This is a genomic window from Micromonospora sp. NBC_00860, from assembly GCF_045207375.1.
Classification (GTDB): Bacteria; Actinomycetota; Actinomycetes; order Mycobacteriales; family Micromonosporaceae; genus Micromonospora; species Micromonospora vinacea.
In genome coordinates this window covers 1,688,743-1,706,642 of the sequence record NZ_CP108825.1, presented here as the reverse complement: position 1 = coordinate 1,706,642, position 17,900 = coordinate 1,688,743, and the positions used below count along the sequence as shown (strand labels likewise).

17 protein-coding genes are annotated in these 17,900 nt (G+C 71.0%); 8 read left to right on the top strand and 9 right to left on the bottom strand.

The features are described from left to right. The first annotated feature begins 193 nt into the window (after positions 1–193). Together OH804_RS07740 and OH804_RS07735 are read left to right on the top strand one after the other, a co-directional pair. Positions 194–1,765, top strand: coding sequence for a LuxR C-terminal-related transcriptional regulator (locus OH804_RS07740; protein WP_406063863.1), 1,572 nt, complete (start codon positions 194–196; stop codon positions 1,763–1,765). 7 nt (positions 1,766–1,772) lie between these two features. After that, positions 1,773–2,600 (top strand): GNAT family N-acetyltransferase, encoded by an 828-nt coding sequence (locus tag OH804_RS07735; RefSeq protein WP_406063861.1) that lies wholly within the window; start codon positions 1,773–1,775, stop codon positions 2,598–2,600. A 16-nt stretch (positions 2,601–2,616) separates the two neighbouring features. Here OH804_RS07735 and OH804_RS07730 read toward each other — a convergent pair whose 3' ends face one another. Then, on the bottom strand, positions 2,617–3,627 hold the full coding sequence (locus OH804_RS07730) for an aldo/keto reductase (RefSeq protein ID WP_406063859.1): 1,011 nt from the start codon (positions 3,625–3,627) through the stop codon (positions 2,617–2,619). Positions 3,628–3,742: 115 nt separating this feature from the next. Here OH804_RS07730 and OH804_RS07725 point away from each other — a divergent pair, with 115 nt between their 5' ends. Continuing rightward, positions 3,743–4,351 (top strand): TetR/AcrR family transcriptional regulator, encoded by a 609-nt coding sequence (locus OH804_RS07725; protein WP_307788749.1) that lies wholly within the window; start codon positions 3,743–3,745, stop codon positions 4,349–4,351. 82 nt (positions 4,352–4,433) lie between these two features. On the opposite strand, the gene OH804_RS07720 is transcribed toward OH804_RS07725, so the two are convergent. Further along, entirely contained in the window at positions 4,434–5,360 is a 927-nt protein-coding gene (locus OH804_RS07720; RefSeq protein WP_406063857.1) for a LysR substrate-binding domain-containing protein, read from the bottom strand. Between the two features lie 137 nt (positions 5,361–5,497). Here OH804_RS07720 and OH804_RS07715 point away from each other — a divergent pair, with 137 nt between their 5' ends. After that, entirely contained in the window at positions 5,498–6,301 is an 804-nt protein-coding gene (locus tag OH804_RS07715) for an SDR family NAD(P)-dependent oxidoreductase (RefSeq protein WP_196923775.1), read from the top strand. 174 nt (positions 6,302–6,475) lie between these two features. On the opposite strand, the gene OH804_RS07710 is transcribed toward OH804_RS07715, so the two are convergent. The 3 genes from OH804_RS07710 to OH804_RS07700 form a co-directional block, all read right to left on the bottom strand. Continuing rightward, the gene (locus tag OH804_RS07710) at positions 6,476–7,105 is read right to left on the bottom strand and encodes a VOC family protein (RefSeq protein ID WP_196923776.1); all 630 of its coding nucleotides are present in this window, start codon (positions 7,103–7,105) and stop codon (positions 6,476–6,478) included. Positions 7,106–7,169: 64 nt separating this feature from the next. Continuing rightward, positions 7,170–8,360: an MFS transporter gene (locus OH804_RS07705; RefSeq protein ID WP_406063854.1), complete on the bottom strand. Its 1,191-nt coding sequence runs from the start codon at positions 8,358–8,360 to the stop codon at positions 7,170–7,172. A 99-nt stretch (positions 8,361–8,459) separates the two neighbouring features. Next, positions 8,460–8,927, bottom strand: coding sequence for a MarR family winged helix-turn-helix transcriptional regulator (locus OH804_RS07700; protein WP_196923778.1), 468 nt, complete (start codon positions 8,925–8,927; stop codon positions 8,460–8,462). Between the two features lie 97 nt (positions 8,928–9,024). On the opposite strand from OH804_RS07700, the gene OH804_RS07695 reads away from it, so the two are divergent. Then, positions 9,025–9,870, top strand: coding sequence for an NAD(P)H-binding protein (locus OH804_RS07695; RefSeq protein WP_196923779.1), 846 nt, complete (start codon positions 9,025–9,027; stop codon positions 9,868–9,870). Between the two features lie 76 nt (positions 9,871–9,946). On the opposite strand, the gene OH804_RS07690 is transcribed toward OH804_RS07695, so the two are convergent. Then, positions 9,947–10,831, bottom strand: a complete 885-nt coding sequence (locus OH804_RS07690) for a pyridoxal-phosphate dependent enzyme (RefSeq protein ID WP_406063851.1) — start codon at positions 10,829–10,831, stop codon at positions 9,947–9,949. A gap of 195 nt (positions 10,832–11,026) precedes the next feature. Continuing rightward, the gene (locus OH804_RS07685; RefSeq protein ID WP_406063849.1) at positions 11,027–11,740 is read right to left on the bottom strand and encodes an ANTAR domain-containing protein; all 714 of its coding nucleotides are present in this window, start codon (positions 11,738–11,740) and stop codon (positions 11,027–11,029) included. Between the two features lie 262 nt (positions 11,741–12,002). On the opposite strand from OH804_RS07685, the gene OH804_RS07680 reads away from it, so the two are divergent. After that, positions 12,003–12,713, top strand: coding sequence for a DNA alkylation repair protein (locus tag OH804_RS07680; RefSeq protein ID WP_406063847.1), 711 nt, complete (start codon positions 12,003–12,005; stop codon positions 12,711–12,713). Here OH804_RS07680 and OH804_RS07675 read toward each other — a convergent pair. Next, complete coding sequence (locus OH804_RS07675) at positions 12,710–14,989, bottom strand: LLM class flavin-dependent oxidoreductase (protein ID WP_406063845.1); 2,280 nt, start codon at positions 14,987–14,989, stop codon at positions 12,710–12,712. The genes OH804_RS07680 and OH804_RS07675 overlap by 4 nt on opposite strands. A 144-nt stretch (positions 14,990–15,133) precedes the next feature. Here OH804_RS07675 and OH804_RS07670 point away from each other — a divergent pair, with 144 nt between their 5' ends. Further along, positions 15,134–15,658 carry a MarR family winged helix-turn-helix transcriptional regulator gene (locus OH804_RS07670; RefSeq protein WP_406063843.1) on the top strand — a complete coding sequence of 175 codons (525 nt, stop codon included), beginning with the start codon at positions 15,134–15,136 and terminating at the stop codon, positions 15,656–15,658. 72 nt (positions 15,659–15,730) lie between these two features. Here OH804_RS07670 and OH804_RS07665 read toward each other — a convergent pair whose 3' ends face one another. Continuing rightward, the gene (locus OH804_RS07665; RefSeq protein WP_406066474.1) at positions 15,731–16,558 is read right to left on the bottom strand and encodes an SAM-dependent methyltransferase; all 828 of its coding nucleotides are present in this window, start codon (positions 16,556–16,558) and stop codon (positions 15,731–15,733) included. A 332-nt stretch (positions 16,559–16,890) separates the two neighbouring features. On the opposite strand from OH804_RS07665, the gene OH804_RS07660 reads away from it, so the two are divergent. Next, the gene (locus OH804_RS07660; RefSeq protein ID WP_406063841.1) at positions 16,891–17,826 is read left to right on the top strand and encodes a hypothetical protein; all 936 of its coding nucleotides are present in this window, start codon (positions 16,891–16,893) and stop codon (positions 17,824–17,826) included. The last annotated feature ends 74 nt before the right edge of the window (positions 17,827–17,900 follow it).

Here is a 17,900-nt window from a genome sequence, read left to right as displayed (position 1 = left end):
CGATGATCGGCGTCGACCACCGCAGGTCGCATCACGTGATCGCGCCATTACGGCAGGTCAAATCCCGGACGGCGGGGGCATTCGGCGCAATCCCGCCGGTTCGTCCATCCAGTCGCCCGTACCTGCCGGCATGGCTAGGCTCGGTCGCAGGACGGCATTTCGACGCGCCTGGTACCAACCGGGGAGAACGCCATTGTCCGAATCACCCTTCAACGCCGGAACGCTTCCGGCCGGCGGCTTCACCACCGACGCCGAGCAACGACGGCATCGGCTGTTCGCCACGGCGGACCAGCTCCGGCTGGCCGGACGCGGGATGGAGGCGCTCCACGTCCTGGCGGCGGAGATCGCCACGAGTCGCGACGGCGAGCGCCACCGCGCCCACCTGCTCGGGCGGCTGGCGCAGATCGTGGCCCTGGAGCCTCCGACCATCGCCCTCGCCGGCCTCCGGGAGGCGCTGAACCTCCGATTGGACGCCGGCAGCCGCGGCACCCTGCTCGCGCTGGTCGCCACGATCGCGGCCCGCACGGGGCATCCGGACACCGATGCCCTGCTCCGCGACGCTGGCACCGCGCACGCCGCTTCGGGTACTCAGGCATCCGCTCGCCACCTCGCCCTCGGCCGAGCCGCCCGCTCGCTCGCGCACGGTGATCTGCCGGGCGCCCAGGCTGTGCTGGCGGCCCTGGACCCGGACTCCTGGGCGGCACGCGCCGACGCCCCGTCCATCCGGGCGGAACGGATCCTCGTGCAGCTCGGCCTGGGCCGGCACCAGGACGCGCAGGCCGCGACCCGCCAGGCGCCCGACGTCTCACTCACCGGGCTGACCGCGCTGGACTGCCTGCGCATGGTGGCGGTGGGAGAGCTGCCAGAGGCGGCCGCTCTGGCCGTCACGACGCTCAGCTCCAGCTCGGCGGACCTCAGTAGGGAGATTCGTGCCCTGTTGGTCGCGGTGATCGGCGAGGTCCGCTACCGCCGTGGCGAACACGACGACGCCCGCGCCATCCTCCGCGCCAGCCTCGCCGAGGACCGATGGCCCGACCGTACGATGTGGACGTTCGCGTTCTGTGTGGCGGTGCGCGACAGCGCCCTCAGCGAGCCGGCCGGCCTGCTCACCACTGTCGTCGCCGACCTGCACCGGTCGGTCCGGTCGCTCCTGCCCGTGCCGCACTTCGGCCCCCGACTGGTACGCGCGGCGGTGGCCGCAGGCGACGTCCGGGCCGCCCGCCGGGTCACCGAACTGGTCGAGCTGGTGTCCACCCGTACGCCGGTGCCGCTGTGGCACGCGCTGGCCGACCAGAGCCGAGGGTTGCGCGACGGCGACCCGGACGCCCTCCGGTCGGCGGTGGACCAGCTGCGCACCACCGCAGCCCGGCCGGCGCTGGCCGACGCGTTGCTCGACCTCGCGAACAACCCCCGGGCGCGAACCGAGGAGGCGCGCGATGCCGCGCACGAGGCGGCTGCCCTCTACGCCCGGATCGGCGCTCCCGGCGACCAGGCGATCGCGGACCGGCGCTACGCCGACCTCGCCGCCCGCCCACAGCGCCGGCCGTCGATCGACGAGCAGCCAAGCCAGGGCATCGGCGCGCTCACCCCCGCCGAGGAGCGGGTGGCCGAGATGCTCGCCTCCGGCGCCACGAAGAAGGAGGCGGCCAGGAGCCTCTTCGTCTCCTTCCACACCGTGGACACCCAACTCCGCTCCATATACCACAAGCTGGGCATCCACAACCGGATGCAGCTGGTACGGGCCTGGGAACGGACCAGACGATAATCAGCCGATGACCGCGCCAGCCGACCTGACCCCGCTCGCCGAGGCCGTGGAGTGCGAATTCATGCACTCCTACGAGTCGCAGGCGCCCGGGCCCACGTACACCGATCTCGGGATCGCGACCACCCGCGTCGGCGGCGGTGTCGCCCTCGCCATGCGCAACGATCCCTCTGGCGGGTACTGGAGCAAGGCCCTCGGCTTCGGCACCACCGAGCCGTTCACCGTGCAGGTCCTGGATCGCGTCCTCGACTTCTACCGGGAGCAGGGCGTCGACCAGGCAGTGCTCCAGCTTGTCCCATCGGTGCTGCCCGCGGGCTTCGACGAGGTCGCCGCCGCGCGCGGGCTTGAGCCGGGAAGCACCTGGATCAAGCTCGCCGCCCGACCCGAGGACGTCACCGGCGCGCAGACCCGTCTGCGCGTCGCACCGGTGCCGGCCGCCGAGGCGCGGCGCTGGGCCGACGTACTGCTCGCCGGGTTCGGCATGCCGAGCGGTGGGCTCACCGACATGCTGGCCGCGACGGTCGGCCAGCCGGCGTGGCGACCGTACGCGGCCTGGGACGACGGTGAACTGGTAGCGGGTGGCAACCTGTTCCTGCACGGCGAGGCCGCGTCGCTCAACGCCGCCGCGACGGCTTCCGGCCACCGCGGCCTCGGGGCGCAGTCGGCGCTGATCGCCGCCCGCGCCCGCGCCGCCGCCGAGGCGGGATGCCGGTGGCTGTTCGCCGAGACCGGAAAGCCCGCGCCCGGCCAGCAGAACCCGTCGCTGAACAACATGCGCCGGGCCGGGCTGGTGCCGCTCTACGAACGCCGCAACTGGGTCTGGCGAGCAGCGTCCTGAACCCACCCGCCGGGGTTCACTTCTCGCTGTCGAGCAGGGCCATCATCGCGGTCGCGTACCGCTGGCCGGAGGCGGCGCCGGCCGGCACGGCACGTTCGATCTCGTCCAGCGCGTCCTGGTCGAGCACCACGTCGACAGCGGCCAGGGACTCGGCCAGCCGGTCGCGTCGCCGCGCCCCGACCAACGGCACGACCTGTTCGCCCTGCGCCGCCACCCAGGCGATCGCCGCCTGGCTCGTCGTCGCCCCCAGCCGTTGTGCGACCCGGCCGAGCGCGTCCACCAGGCGCAGGTTCGCGGCCAGGTGCTCGCCCTGGAACCGTGGGCTGTTCGCCCGGAAGTCCGTGCCGGTCAGCGCACGGTCGGCAGACCAGTGGCCACTGAGCAGACCCCGGGACAGCACCCCGTAGGCGGTCAGCCCGATGCCCAACTCCCGCAGCACCGGCAGGATGGTGGCCTCCGGCCCCCGGGAGAGCAACGAGTACTCGATCTGGACGTCGCTGATCGGCGCCACCGCAGCGGCCCTGCGGATGCTGTCCGCGCCCACCTCGGAGAGCCCGATGTGCCGGATGTAGCCGGCCTGCTGCATCTCGAGCAGCGCGCCCACGGTCTCCTCGATCGGCACCTGCGGGTTCAGCCGCGACGGCCGGTAGATGTCGATGTGGTCGGTGCCCAACCGTCGCAGCGAGTACGCCAGCCGGTCCTTCACCGCCGCCGCCGACACGTCGTACGGTGCCGCCTGGAAGCCGCCGTCGGGTGTCCGGCGTGCGCCGAACTTCACGCTGAGCACCACCTCGTCGCGGCGACGCTCGCGCAGCACCCGGCCGATCAGCAACTCGTTGTGACCCGATCCGTAGAAGTCCGCGGTGTCGATCAGGTTCACACCGGCGTCGATCGCCGCATGCAACGTCGCGACGCTCTCCGCCTCGTCGGCCGGCCCGTACAGGTCGGACATGCCCATGGCGCCGAGCCCGATGGTCGACACCTCCGGCCCGGAGGCACCCAACCGTCGCCGTCGTAGACCCGTCATGTCGCTCGTCTCCTTCGGTCGTCGTCGCGGTGCGTCGTGGTGTCCGGGCACCGCTGTGTACGCTGTGTCCATATAACCAGCAAGTAGACAGCGTGTCCATATAACCGGAGGACCAGTGGCCGAGCTCACGCCGGATGCCCAGACGCCAGCACGACGCGGTCGCGGCCGTCGCCCCGCCGACCAGGTACGCGCGGAGATCCTCACGGCCGCCGGTGAACTCCTGCTGGCCGAGGGCATGGCCGGCTTCACCATCGAGAAGGTCGCGGCCCGCGCCGGAGCCAGCCGGATGACCATCTACAAGTGGTGGCCGTCCAAGGGCGCGCTCGCCCTGGACGGCTACTTCACAGTCGTCGCGCCCACCCTGGCCTTCCCCGACACCGCCGACATCGTCGCCGACCTGACCAACCAGCTCGTCGCCTTCGTCCACCTGGTGCGGGACACCACCGCCGGTCGGGTCATCAGCCAGCTCATCGGGCAGGCCCAGACCGACCCGGAACTGGCCGCTGCCTACCGCGAGCGCTACTCCGGCCCTCGTCGGGCCCTCGCCGTCGAAACCCTCACCCGGGCCATGGCCCGGGGGCAGCTACGCGCCGACATCGATCCCGAATCCGTCGTCGACCAACTCTGGGGCGCCTGCTACCACCGGCTCCTCATCGCCGACCTGCCGCTCACCGAGGACTTCGCCCGCACCCTGGTCGACAACCTCATCCGCGGACTGCGCTGACCGGCCGGCGGTCACGCCCCGGGGGCCCATGCCACGGATCGACCGGACCCTACGGGCGCCTTTCCGGGGACCCCGAGGTGGGTCAGTCCCCCTGACCTCCGGCGGGCCCCTCCCCCGGGTCGGGCGGGCACCGACGCTTGAGCAACTCGGCGAAGCGGCGCGTGGCGGGGCTGATCGCCTCCCCCGTGGGGAACACGAAGTCCAGGCGGCGCTCCATCCGCACGTCGGCGAGCGGGATCAGCCGGATGCCGAGCTGACGTCGATAGTGCCCAAAGTCCAAGCCGGCGGGGACCAGGGACACGCCGACGCCGGCGTTGACCAGGTCGAGCACGCTCGTCCACTCGTTGACCTCACAGACGATCCGCCGCGAGAGGTTCGCGGCCTGGAACGCCTCGTCGACCAACACCCGGACCGCCCAGTTGACGGGCGTGTCCACGAATCGTTCGCCGTCCAGGTCGGACAGCCGGACCGTACTGTTACCCGCCAGCGGATGATCATTGGAGCAGGCCAGCACCACTGGATCGGAGATCAGCTGGACGGCGGACAATCCGCTGGTCTGCGGGGCCGAGAGCAGCGCGCAGTCCAACTCACCGCTTCGCACCATCTCCAGCATCCGTAGCGTCGCATCCTGTGTGACGACGATGGTGACTCCTGGGTAGGTGTGGGCGAATTCGGCCAGCCAGGCGTTGAAGGGCAGGGTGTGCCCGACACTGTTGATGGTTCCGATTCGTAGCCGTCCCGAGAGTGTGCCTTCGACGTCCTGGACGACCTGCCGGGCTGCGGCTGCCGCCTCCAGTGCGCGCCGAGCCGCTCCGACGAGTGCGTCACCCGCTGCGGTCAGCCGCACCGGCCGGGTCCCCCGTACGAACAGCGGCGCCCCGACATCCCTCTCCAGCGCCCGGATCGACGTGGACAGCCCGGACTGCACGATCAGCTCTCGTGCGGCCGCGCGGGTGAAGCTCCGTTCCTCAGCGAGGGCGACGAAGTGCCGCAGGTTTCGCAGTTCCACACACGCACATTATCTCCTGCAGAGATGCGCACCATCTCAACCATGTCTGCCGGACCTGAATAGGTTCTGACCAGCTCTCCTGTTGTCGATGGCATGACCGTCATCGCTCCGCCACGACACCGGATCGCAGTGGATACGTGCCCGAGACGGGGCACCGGAGCACAAGAAGTCGAAGACAAAGGAGTCTTACCATGTCTGTTTTTGCCACGCATGAAGGCCGGGTGGCTGTCGTTACCGGTGCAGGCCGGGGTATCGGTCAGGCCATCGCGAAGCGTCTCGCCGATGCCGGCGCGACGGTCGTCGCGGTCGACCTGAAGAGCCCGGCAGAGACGGTGGACCTGCTCACCAGTAGTGGCCACACGGCGATTGGTCTCACGGCCGACGTCTCCGATCCGGAGCAGACAGCGGCGGTCGGCGCCGAGGTCATCCGCCGGTTTGGCCGGGTGGACATCCTGGTGAACAACGCCGGTATCTTCCCGTTCTGGGACATTGAGGAGCTCGACTACGACAAGTGGCGGCGGGTGCTCACGGTCAACCTCGACTCGCAGTTCCTGATGGTCAAGGCCGTTCTGCCAGGAATGAAGAAGGGTGGTTGGGGTCGGATCGTGAACCTGACCTCGAACTCGATCGTCACCGCGGCTCCTGGTCTGTCGCACTACATGGCGAGCAAGATGGGCAACATCGGGTTCAGCCGGGGTCTGGCCAACGACCTCGCCCCCTTCGGTATCACCGTGAACGCGGTCGGCCCGACCCTGACGATTACCCCGGGCGTGCGGGAGGTCCACCCGCCGGAAACCCTCGCGGCGGTCGCCCAGGCCCAGGCGATCAAGCGCAGCGGCCAGCCGGACGACCTGGTCGGGACCATCGCGTTCCTCACCAGCGACGACGCGGCCTTCGTCACCGGTCAGACGATCATGGCCGACGGCGGCCTCGCCCGCTGACATGCGATCACGGCCACCTGCGAGCGCCACCGGCATCCGCCGGTGGCGCTCGCGCCGTGCGCCGGCCCCTGCCGCGCAGGGGCATCGAGCCGGACCACCAACCCCGGAGCAGCGGCCACCAACGCCGGTTACGGACCGAGGGCATCACCGGTGACCGGCGCGCGCCGTTGCGGCTCACTCGGGCGGCTTGGCCCCCGACTGCTCGCTGACCATGTACTCCGCGTACCAGTCGGGCCAGTTCTCGTCATGCTCGCCGGTGCGCTCTTCGTGTTCGCCGTGGGCAGCGGCGGCGCGTCGAAGCGCCCCGGCCAGGTCGCTCGCGGAGCCGAAGGACGTCAGGCCCCCTTCGATGCGTCCAGGGAGCCTGGTCGTGATCTCCTGCATCAGCCAGGTGTTGCCGTCCGGATCGCGCAGCGTGGCGCGCGAGAAGTAGCTGCGCCGCTGCGGGTCCGGCCCGTCGACCGGGCCGTCCGGGCTGACGTGGAAGACGTCGCCGACCTCGACACCGGCGGCGACGAGCGCGTCGTGGGCCGCCTCGATGTCGGACACGATCAGGTACGCCATGGCCGAGCCGGGTGCCGCCGACGTGAGCCCGGGACCGAACTGCACGGAGCACGCGGAGCCGTGCGGCGTCAACTGCACGATGCCGGGCGGGGTCTGGTCGAGCCGCCACCCGAGGCGCTCGTAGAACGCCTTCGCCCGGTCGACATCCGACACCGGGATGACGATCACTTCGAGTTTGACGTCGAGGCTCTCGATCCGCGACGTCGCGCTCGCCTCGCCCTGGGCCACCTTCGGGCTCATCGCCCCTCCCTCTCTGATCATCACGCCACTGCTGGCGTCAGTGCTCGGCTCCGGCTTCCCGGCCTCAACCCGGTGCCATCCTGGTGGCCCTGCGTACCCCCAACAGGGCGGCCAAAGCGAGCAGGATGACGGCGACGGAGTACTCGTCGGCGGTCCGCGGCAGGCCGCCGGCGTAGACCACGAGGAAGCCGGCGATCACCGTGGGGAGACCGAACCCGACGTAGCAGACGACGTAGAGCACTGACAGCACGCTGGCGCGTTGGTGCGCCTCGACCAGCGGCATGACCGTCTTGAGGCTGCCCTGGAAGCCGCTGCCGAAGCCCACGCCCCCCAGCGCGAGGCCGACGAAGAAGCCCGGGACGGACTGCGCCATGACCGACACCACCGTGACGATCATGCCCAGGATGAGCGCGACGATCCCGGTCAGAATCACGGTCCGCGCGGCGGTGTTGCGCTGCACCAGCACGGCGATCGACCCGAAGACGGCGAAGACGAAGAGGACCAGACCGCCGACCACGATCGACGTGTTCATGAGACTGCGGACGAGCGCCGGGCCGAGCGCGCCGAAGAACCCGGCCAGCGCCCAGACCGCGAAGAGCACCGGGACGACGACCAGGACCGGCTGGCGCACCGAGCGGGGCAGCGTGACGTCCGGTCGCAGGCTGCGTCGGGCTCCGGCCATCGGGGTGACCGTCTCCGGCATCAGCGCGACCCCGACGGCCTGGATCAGCAGGATGACGAGCAGGACGACGTACACCAGTCGCGTCGGTGCGGGTAGGAACTGGATGAGCAGCGCCGAGAGCAGGGCACCGCTCCCGGTTCCGATGCCGGGGGCGATCGAGTTCGCGAGCGTGCCCCGGGCACGGTCGATGTCGAGCATGGCGGCGCCCACGGCGCCGGTGGCGGCGCCGGCAGCCAGTCCCTGCACGAGGCGGGCGACCAGCAGGGCCGCGACGCCGTTGGCGAAGATGAAGACGACCAGCGCGAGCATCTGCACCGCGATCGCGACGGCCAGCACCGGCCGCCGACCGACGTGATCGGACAACCTGCCGAACGTGAGCAGCGACGCCAGCACCGCGAGCGCGTAGACGGCGAACACCACTGTCGTGGTGACCGGCGAGAAGTGCCAGCGTTCCTGGTACAGGCCGTAGAGCGGGGTCGGGGCCGCCGACGCGGCCAGGAAGGACACCAGGATCGACGCCAGCAGCGCCAGGGAGACCGTCGGTGTGAGTCGGGCCCGCCCCGCGTTAGGCATGTCGGTGCTCCTCGGCTGCGTGAAAAGCGGTCAGCCTGGGCGTTCCGCCGACCCCCGGGGCCACGGCGGCGTACCCGGTTGGCGACGGCACATGCCAGCTCAGCCCTCGGTGTCCTGGCCGGTCGCCGGGAGGCTCGCCACGCCACGGGCCAGCGCGTCCCGGAAGTCGCGGTACCGATCGGGGCCGAGCGTGTCGGCGAGTTTCTGCTCGATCAGGTGCACGAAGCCGTCGGAGGCCGCCATGAAGCTGAGGCCCCGATCCGTCGGCACGATCAGCTTCGCCCGGCGGTCGGCCGGGTCGGGCGTACGCCGGACGTAGCCCAGCCGTTCCAACTCGTCGAGGATCGCGCCCATCGTCTGCTTGTTGCGGCCGGCCAGCCGGGCCAGTTCGCCGGGTCTGGTGCCCTCGGCGTCCAGGTAAGCGAGGACGGCGCCGTGGCGGGGTCGGACGTCGTCGAACCCCTGCTCCGCCGAGCGTCGGAAGATCTCCCGCTGGACACGCGCGGAGAGCTGCACGGCCAGGATCCCGAGGTCGGGGTCCTGCTCCTTCAGTGTGCTGCGCTTCATAATTTGGTCCAATCATTGGACGGTACAACTTATGGACTATATCGTCACTGGCGGCGACCGTGGTCCGACCTCGGTCCGCCTGACCGAGAGGATGACCATGACCATTCTGATAACCGGGGCAAATGGCACTGTGTCGCGGGAGGTGCTGCGGGAGCTGGCCGGCAAGCAGCCGGTCCGGGCCCTCGTCCGGGACGCGTCGCGCACGCCAGGGCTCGACGGGGTCGAGTACGTCGTCGGCGACCTGGACCGCCCCGCCACACTGACCTCTGCGTTCGAGGGTGTGACGACGCTCTGGCTGCTGATGCCGATGGGCCCACTGGCACCGAGCCAGAGCATGAACGCGGTGTGGGCGGCCCGGCAGGCCGGCGTGCGGCACATCGTCCGGCTCTCCGCGATCGGCGCCGCGCACGACGCGCCCACCCGCAACGGCCGCCTGCACGCGCTCTCCGACGCGGAACTACAGGAGTCGGGCATCCCCTGGACCATCCTGCGGCCGAGTCACTTCATGCAGAACCTGCTCGGCGCCAAGGCCGGTGGGCACCTCTACGGGCTCTTCGGTGACGCACGGGTCGGCCTGATCGACGCCCGGGACATCGCCGCCGCGGGGGCAGCGATCCTCGCCGCGCCGCAGCGGCACGAGGGCATGATCTACACCCCCACCGGACCGGAGAGCATCACGCTGGACCAGGCCGCCGACGAGATCGGCCGCACGCTCGGCCAGCCGGTGCGCTACGTGCCGCAGAGCCCGGAGCAGGCACGCGACGGCCTGCTCCAGTCCGGCCTCGACCAGTGGTCGGCCGAGGTCCTCGCCGAGTACCGGGTCGCCTACGGCTCTGGGTGGGGCGACTTCACCAACGACCATGTCGAGCGAATCGTCGGCCGGCAGCCGCGGACCTTCGCCGAGTTCGCCAGCGATCACCGCGAGCACTTCGCCAGCGCCTGATCCGTCGACAGCCCGGCACGGTGCCCTCCGGCGTGATCCTGCCCGGAGGGCACCTCCGTGCTCCCGGCTGCTGCCCCTACAGCTCGGGGTGGCCGAAGAGTCCCGGCAGCCCGCCGCTGTGCAGGAAGACGACCCGGTCGCCGCGCGGGAAGCTGCCGGCCAGCAGCGCCGCCATCGCCCGACCGGTGTACGTCGGGTCCAGGAAGACCCCCTCCGTACGCGCGGTCACCTCCAGCGCCGTCCGGGCGGCGTCGGTCAGCGTGCGGTACCCCGCACCCACCTGGGTGCCGTCGATCCGCAGCGCGTCCGGCTCGACCTCGCCGACGAGCAACCCGGCGACGGTCGCCCGGGGGTCCGGCACGGCACCGACATCCACGCCGATCACCCGCTGCGGGCCCAACTCCCGCACCAGACCGGCCATCGTCCCGCCGGAACCGAGCGCCGTCACGACCTCGACCCCGTCGACGGTCGGCAGCTGGGCTCGCAGCTCGCGAGCGCAGTCCACGTAACCCTGGACCGACGCGGGTGAGGTGCCGCCGAACGGAATGACGTACGCCGATCGTCGCTCCGCCTCCACCGCCACCACCTCGGCGAGTGGACGGTCTCCGGCCCAGACGATCTCCGCGCCGGCGAGCCCGTCGAGCAGCAGGTTGCCTCGCCGCCGCTCCGGGAGCGGACCGGCGAGCACCAGCACGCAGGAGAGACCGAGCCGCGCGGTCGCGGCCGCGGTGAGCCGGGCGTGGTTGCTCTGCGGCGCCCCCGAGGTGATGACCGTGGTGGCGCCGGCGGCGATCGCCTGCGCGCAGGCGTACCGCAGCTTGCGGATCTTGTTGCCGCCCCCGCCGAGGCCGGTCAGATCGTCACGCTTGAACCAGAGCTCGGCCAGCCCGAGCCGGGCGGCGAGCCGGGGTGCGGCCTCCAACGGCGTCGGCCACGTACCGAGGGGAACGGGTGTGATCATCCGTGCAGCTAAACACTTCGCGGCCCCGCACGCAGCTTCCTCGCCGTCGGCGGCTCCGCGGCGGCTATGCCCGACGGGCGGCTTCCCGGGGCAGCGGGCCGACGTCCGCCGCCCCGGCCAGGCCCGCAACCAGTCCCTGCCACACCGCTCGCTTCAGCATGATGCAGCCGTCCCGCCAGCCCAGGCACCCCACACTCACCCCTGAGTCTTACTCACCGCCTGGGCGACCAGGGCCTCCGCGACCTCGCGCACCTTCCGGTTGGTGTCCTGGGAGATCTTCGACAGCAGCGAGAACGCCTCCTCCGACGAGCACCGCCGGCTCCCCATGATGATCCCCTTGGCCTGCTCGATCACGGCCCGACTCCGCATCGCCTCCTGCATCTGTGCGGCGAGCGTGGCGGCGTTCTCGTACAGGTGCGCGTTGGCCAGTGCGACCGCCGCGTACGCGGCGAAGCCCTCCGCGCTGGCGATCGAGGACGGATCGAACGCGTTCGCCGAATCGCTGTAGACGTTGAGCGCGCCGACCACCGACCCCTGGATGGGAAGCCCGATGGAGAGGGAACTCTCCACACCGGCGGCGCGAGCCCTCTCGGCCCATACGGGCCAGCGCTCTTCGGTGGCCATGTCCGGCACCGAGATGGTGTCACCGCTGGCGGAGGCATCCAGGCACGGGCCCCGGTGCTGCTCGTACTGCCACTCGTCCAGCTCACGGGCCAACTCGCCGGTGAACGCCCCGGTCCAACCGACCCGACCCCGAACCAGGGTGACAGTCACCTCCCTCGTCCCGGGAATGCTCCCCTTGGCGAGCTCGGCGATCCGGAGGAGCATGTCGTCGAGGCTGACCTCATCGAGTCTGACCCGGCCCAGCTCGGCCAACGCGTCGGCGGGATCCATCGTCGGCTGCGTCATCGCAGTACGCCCTCCTCGATCGGCGTCCGCCGGAATGGGAAACCTCCGGCGCGGCCGGCACCTCGCCAGATGCCCGGCAGTTCCGCCCCGGGGCGGTCGTCGGCAATCGTGGTCCTACCCCCGGAATCACCGGCTCACACCCTGCTGAGGAGGTAGCGGCACGGGTGTCCGTCGACCAGCTCAAGCGGGTCGGTTCGCATGCGGCAGGCCATTGCTCGGACGCCTCCGCCGCGCCAGCTGGCCCTCGGTAACGTGGAGCGTCATGGCCACCAGCGTCGACGTGTCTCGGGAACTCGCCAGCCTCGCCGATCCACGTCGAGCCGAGGCGTCGAGCCGGTTCCTCCAGATGGTCCCTGGCGGGTACGGCGAGGGCGACCGGGCCCTCGGTGTCTCCGTGCCCGACCAGCGCACAGTGGCCGCCCGGTACTGGCGCGACCTCTCGCTGGCCGAGACGGCGAAGCTGCTCATCGACGGCGCGCACGAGGAGCGGTTGACCTCGCTGCTCATCCTGGTGCGGAAGTTCGCCAAGGGCGACGAGCCGGAACGAGGTCAGGTCTTCGACATCGTCCTGGCCAATACCGACCGGATCAACAACTGGGACCTGGTGGACTCGTCCGCGCCGTACATCGTCGGCCCTTGGCTGATCGACAGGGACCGGAGCGTCCTGGACCGGTTGGCGGAGTCGAGCCTCGTGTGGGAGCGGCGGATCGCCATCATGGCGACCTTCGCCTTCATCAGGGCCGGTGACTTCGAGTGGACCTTCCGACTCGGCGACCGGCTCCTGCACGACCCGCACGACCTCGTTCGGAAGGCGGTGGGCTGGATGCTGCGCGAGGTGGGCAACCGGGACAGAGCGGCGGAGGAGGAGTTCCTCGCCCGCCGCTACCGGGTCATGCCACGGGTGATGCTGCGGTACGCGATCGAGAAGTTCGAACCGCAGCGTCGCCGTGACTACCTGGCCGGTGCCCTCTAGGCGACCGGATCGGCCGGTGGGATCGGGAAGTTCCGGTTGAAGACGTTGTCCGGGTCGTAGCTGGCCTTGATGGTGCGCAGCCGGCCGAGGGTGGGTTCGGGCCAGGCATCCAGCAGTCGAGCCGGATCGGTGTCGCTCTCGAAGCTGAGATACAGGCCGTCGAGGTGCGGGTACAGCTCGGCCCACAGCTTGTCGAGCTGGGGCCGGCGGTCCGGGACCGTGGCGGCCAGCACCGAGAAGTTCTGCTCGCGGTGCGGGTAGGCGGTGGCGTCGCGGGCGACGTCGTTGACCGCCCCGCCGACGGATCGCAACTGCATGATCATCACATCGCCGGAATGGATCATGCTCTCCATGAGGTCGGCCGCCTGCGGAGTGACGTGGTGCAACAGACCGCTGCGGGTGTCCTCAAGCCCCTGCCCCCGATGTTGGTTGCCCGGTGGCACGACGATCGCCGGGTACGGCGCGAGCTGCGCCTGCTGGTCGAGGATCGGCCCGATCTCCAGGAACGGGCTCAGAGCGGACTGCGCCGCCTCGACGTCGTCACCGGCGTAGACGAGGGTGACCTGGGCAGCCGGCGGGTTGCCACGGCGGCCCGGGAAGAGGGAGAGGAAGCTCGTCAGCTCCCGTGGGGCATCCTCGACGAGCTGGCCCCACCGGCGCAGCAGTGGGGCGGTGTCGGTCGCGTCCGCGACGAGCTGGGCGTAGACGACCTTGTCGACCTCGTACGCCTCCAACTCGAGCGCGGTGACCACACCGAAGTTTCCACCGGCGCCCCGGATGGCCCAGAACAGGTCGGGGTGATGCTCGTCGTCGACGCGGAGCAGGCGGCCATCGGCTGTGACGATCTCGGCGGCGACGACGTGGTCGATGGTCAGGCCGTGCTTGCGCGCCAGGTATCCGACGCCGCCGGTGGTGGCGAGACCACCGACGCCCACGTCTCCGTAGTCGCCCGAGCTCATGGCCAGGCCGTACGGGGCGAGCGCCTGGGCCACGTCGCCCCACCGGGCACCAGGCTCCAGCCGCACCCGACGGGTCGCCCGGTCGAGCACCTCGACCTTGTGCATCCTCGACATGTCGATGACGACTCCCCCGTCGTTCGTCGACCGACCGCTGATGCCGTGCCCGCCGCTGCGCACCGACAGGGGGACGTCCTGGGTCCGGGCGTACGACACGGCGTCGACCACCTCGGCGGCGTTCTGCGGACGGATCACCAGGGCCGGCGACCCGTGCCTGCTGTAGGTGTGGCGTACCCGCTCGTACTCCGGGTCACCGGGCTCGACGGACCTGGTGGCCAGCGACGAGGGCAGCGCGTCGTAGTCGAGGCCGGGGTGCCGCTCGGCCAGCGCGACGGTCGTGCGGACCGGTCCGGTGCCGACCTCACCGCCGGCGCGCTCCCTGGCGACCGCCTCCCGCAGCGCGGGGGCGATCTCCTGCCCGAGGGTCTGGATGAGGCGTGGGTCGTCGCGGCCGATCAGGAAGGTGCTGAACCCCTCCTCGAGGACCAGCGGAAGAAGCTGCTCGACCCACTGCTCGACGGGTCCCTGGAGGAAGCCGCGGCTGCGCGACGAGACGTCGACGGTGAACAGGTTGAGCAGCCGGCGGATCTCCCGCGGCTCGCGGCCCGCGGCGACGGCCGCCTCGTCGATGAGCCGGTTGGCGGTCACCCGGTCCGGAGATCGCAGGTATTCCAGCGTCGGCAGCCAGCCGTTGGCCTTCTGGCCGGTCAGGGCCAGCATCTTCGGCTGGTACGCGCCGAGCCAGATGTCGATGTCATGCGCCGGCTTCGGGCCGCGCTGCATGCCGGGTACGGGGTAGTACTCCCCGTCCAGCCGCAGCGGTCCGGTGGCGGTGTCGTCCCAGACACCGCGCAGGACGTCGATCGCCTCCCGCAGAGCCGTGACCCCCTGCCCCGCGGTCAGCCGACGAGCGCCCATGCCCTCGATCCCGTCCCAGAAGGCGCCGGCGCCGAGGCCCAGTTCGAAACGTCCGTGCGACAGCCGGTCCAGGCTCGCCGCGGCCCGGGCCAGCACGGCCGGCGGGCGCAGCGGCAGGCTGAGGACGTTTCCCGAGATCCGGAGCCGTTCCGTGCGGGCGGCGACCCAGCTCAGCAGGGTCCAGGTGTCGAGGAACTCCGCGTTGTACGGGTGGTCCTGGAAGGTGACCAGGTCCAGTCCCGCCGCCTCGGTCAGCTCGGCCAGCGCCACCACCTGATCCGGGTCGTGCACGCTCGGCGTCAGGAACGACCCAAACCGGAGTTCGTGCCCGTAGTCCGACATTGCTCCACCATCCACGCAGTCGTTTGATCAACCAATCATGTTGTGCGCCTATCGTTTGTCTAGCAACCTGTCTTCTCGGCCAATCATTCCTGGGTTGCCGCGATGTCCGCTGGTGATCAACGTGCCGGCCACTAGCATCGAGACATGTCCGTGACCGATCCCTGCGAGCTGCCGGCCGACCGCCAGCGCGGCTCGACCTTCGGTTGGTCGCTGGGCATGGTGCTGCGCCGCTGGCACGAGCGCGTCGAGGAGCTACTGAAGGACCTGCCGCACGGCAGCCGGGGCTACCACATCCTGGCCGTCGTCGTACACGAGGAGGTGCCCACGCAGGGTGCCCTGGCCGCTCGCCTGGCCATCGACCGGAGCGTGCTGACGTACGTCATCGACGACCTGGCGAACGCCGGTCTCATCGAGCGCAGGCCCGACCCCCAGGACCGCCGGGCCCGACGGGTCGTGGCCACCGAACGCGGCCGTCAGACGCTCGCCGAGGCCGAACGGCGGGTCGCCCACGCCGAGGACCACGTGCTGGGCGGGTTACCCGAGGAGCAGCGCCCGATCTTCCGCGACCTCGCCGCCCGGGCCGCCGAAGCGATCCACGCCGCCGCACCCGCCACGGACCCCTGCGTGGCGGTGCAGAGCGTCCTTCCTCCCGCCGACCAGTCCGGCTGACCCTCGGTCCTGTCGGCGGCGTTCGGCACCAGGACGACCCGCCCCGGTGCCGAACGCCGCCGGGAGACAGCGTCAGCGCTTGCGGCCCACCCCGCCGAAGGCGTCGATGTCGGCCGGTGTGTCGACCGCGTCGTCCGGTCGCCACTGCGGGCACGGCACGACGCCGGGCTCGACCAACTCCAGGCCGTCGAAGAAGCCGGCGATCTGGTCGGGCGAGCGCAGGGTGTACGGCGTCGCTCCGGTGTCGTTGTAGTCGTCCTGCGCCTGCTGCATCTCGGCGCTGATCAGGCTCGTGCCGTCGTTCAGTGAGAGGTAGCTGCCGCCCGGCAGCGCCGCCACCAACTGCCGGGTGATCGAGCGGGCCGTCTCGTAGTCGGGCACGTGCCCCATGACGCCGCTGAGGATGAGACCGATCGGCTGCGTGAAGTCGAGCGTCTTGCCGGCCTCGGCGATGACCGCGGCCGGGTCGTGCAGGTCACCGTCGATGTAGGCGGTCCTGCCCTCGGCCGTGCCGACCAGCAACGCGCGAGCGTGCACCAGCACCAGCGGGTCGCTGTCGACGTAAACGATCCGCGCGTCCGGCGCGATCCGCTGGGCCACCTCGTGGGTGTTGTTGGCGGTCGGCAGCCCGGTGCCGACGTCGAGGAACTGGCGGATGCCCGCATCGGCGGCGAGGAACATGATCGAGCGGACCAGGAACTGCCGGGAGGCCCGGGCCACGTCGACGACGCCGGGGAAGACCTGGCGATACTGGTCCCCGGCCTCGCGGTCGACAGCGAAGTTGTCCTTGCCACCGAGCCAGTAGTTCCAGATCCGCGCCGAATGCGGCACCGACGTGTCGATCTTCTGCTGCTCCCCAGCCTCACCAGCCTCGGGCCGGCCGGTCGTCGGCGATTCCATGGTCACGGCGAACCCCCATATCCAACGCGTACGCGACGGCGTCGCGGGACAGCCCGGTCGAGGAAGTGGCCACCCCTGACCGTGCCACGGTATCGAAGGCCGGGGATCCACAAACACCCGGTCACTCCACAGAAGACCGCACCGTCCCTGAGCCGCGTCCGGCACCGCCCACCTCGGTGCTGTTCGGGTCCGATGACCCGACCGAGTCCGGCTAGCGGGCGCCGCCCCGCGCGCATCACCGCCCCGCGCCGTCGGTACGTCCCTCCCGCGAGGGAGCGCCGTCCCCTGCCAGCGGGGCCTGCCAGCTGCGGGCCATCGGCAGGATCGGGTGCATGACGACATCGGCATCGATCGTCGGTCGGAGCGTCCACGGCCTGACGTACGCAGTGCTCGGCTGGGCCGTGGCATACGGGGGCGTGCGTCTGGCGTGGACGGTCGGCGAGGCCCCCGAGTTCGGGCGGCTCGGGCTGGACCTGCTCGGTTTCACCGGCTGGTGGTCGGTGGCTTTGTGCGTGGCCGCCGGCGGGCTGGCGGTCGCCCTGGACCGGGTGGCGACCTGGCGGCCCGCGCTCGCGGGGCTCGCCTGGGCGGTCGCCGGAGCGCTGGTCGCGGCAGCCGCGATCCTGCTGCCGGAACTGGTGGGCCTCCTGCTGTTCACCGTCGGCCCGTTCTTCGACCCGCTGGCGTTCGCCAGCCGGCTCGGCTGTGTCACCGGAGCAGCCCTGCTCGCTCTGGCCACCGCGCGCTATCAGCGGCGGACCAGAGGCGACTGCTCGGACTGCTGCCGGACGGTCCCACCGGGCGTGCGACGCTCGGCACCGGCGCGGTGGGCGCGCTGGGCCGCGTGGGCCGCGGTGGGCGGTCTCGTGACCCGTTTCGCGGCCCAGTTCGTGGTGGGGTTCGACCGCGTCGACCAGAGCGCCGCCCTGTACGGGTTGGAGATCGGCCTGGTGCTGGCCGGAGTGCTGTTGCCGCTGGCGCTGGTGCACCACTGGGGTGAGGTCTGGCCGGGGTGGGTGCCGCTGCTCGCCGGCCGCACGATTCCTCGCCCGCTGCTGCTGGTGCCCGGCTTCGGGCTCGGCGCGGGCATCGTGGCCTACTTCGGCATGGGGATCGTGCAGGTGTCGTCGGGCTCGCACAGTGAGTTCTCCGACGCGTTCCTGTGGGTGGCGATGTCGGCGTACCTCGTCATGGGGGTGGGCCTGGTGATCGGGTCCACTGACTACCACCTGCGCACTCGCAGGCAGTGCGGCACCTGCGGCCGTTGACGGCACCACTGCGCCCGGGTCGATTGCATTGACAGGATTCGTTATACGAATTAGCTTTCTGGGATCACCACCTG

Excerpts from the sequence above, each read along its gene's own strand:
- OH804_RS07680 (WP_406063847.1), top strand. The coding sequence starts at position 12,003 with ATGGCCACCAGCGTCGACGTGTCTCGGGAACTCGCCAGCCTCGCCGAT.
- OH804_RS07675 (WP_406063845.1), bottom strand. The coding sequence starts at position 14,989 with ATGTCGGACTACGGGCACGAACTCCGGTTTGGGTCGTTCCTGACGCCG.
- OH804_RS07700 (WP_196923778.1), bottom strand. The coding sequence starts at position 8,927 with ATGAAGCGCAGCACACTGAAGGAGCAGGACCCCGACCTCGGGATCCTG.
- OH804_RS07730 (WP_406063859.1), bottom strand. The coding sequence starts at position 3,627 with ATGACGGGTCTACGACGGCGACGGTTGGGTGCCTCCGGGCCGGAGGTG.
- OH804_RS07735 (WP_406063861.1), top strand. The coding sequence starts at position 1,773 with ATGACCGCGCCAGCCGACCTGACCCCGCTCGCCGAGGCCGTGGAGTGC.
- OH804_RS07705 (WP_406063854.1), bottom strand. The coding sequence starts at position 8,360 with ATGCCTAACGCGGGGCGGGCCCGACTCACACCGACGGTCTCCCTGGCG.
- OH804_RS07670 (WP_406063843.1), top strand. The coding sequence starts at position 15,134 with ATGTCCGTGACCGATCCCTGCGAGCTGCCGGCCGACCGCCAGCGCGGC.
- OH804_RS07660 (WP_406063841.1), top strand. The coding sequence starts at position 16,891 with ATGACGACATCGGCATCGATCGTCGGTCGGAGCGTCCACGGCCTGACG.
- OH804_RS07690 (WP_406063851.1), bottom strand. The coding sequence starts at position 10,831 with ATGATCACACCCGTTCCCCTCGGTACGTGGCCGACGCCGTTGGAGGCC.
- OH804_RS07665 (WP_406066474.1), bottom strand. The coding sequence starts at position 16,558 with ATGGAATCGCCGACGACCGGCCGGCCCGAGGCTGGTGAGGCTGGGGAG.
- OH804_RS07695 (WP_196923779.1), top strand. The coding sequence starts at position 9,025 with ATGACCATTCTGATAACCGGGGCAAATGGCACTGTGTCGCGGGAGGTG.
- OH804_RS07710 (WP_196923776.1), bottom strand. The coding sequence starts at position 7,105 with ATGAGCCCGAAGGTGGCCCAGGGCGAGGCGAGCGCGACGTCGCGGATC.
- OH804_RS07685 (WP_406063849.1), bottom strand. The coding sequence starts at position 11,740 with ATGACGCAGCCGACGATGGATCCCGCCGACGCGTTGGCCGAGCTGGGC.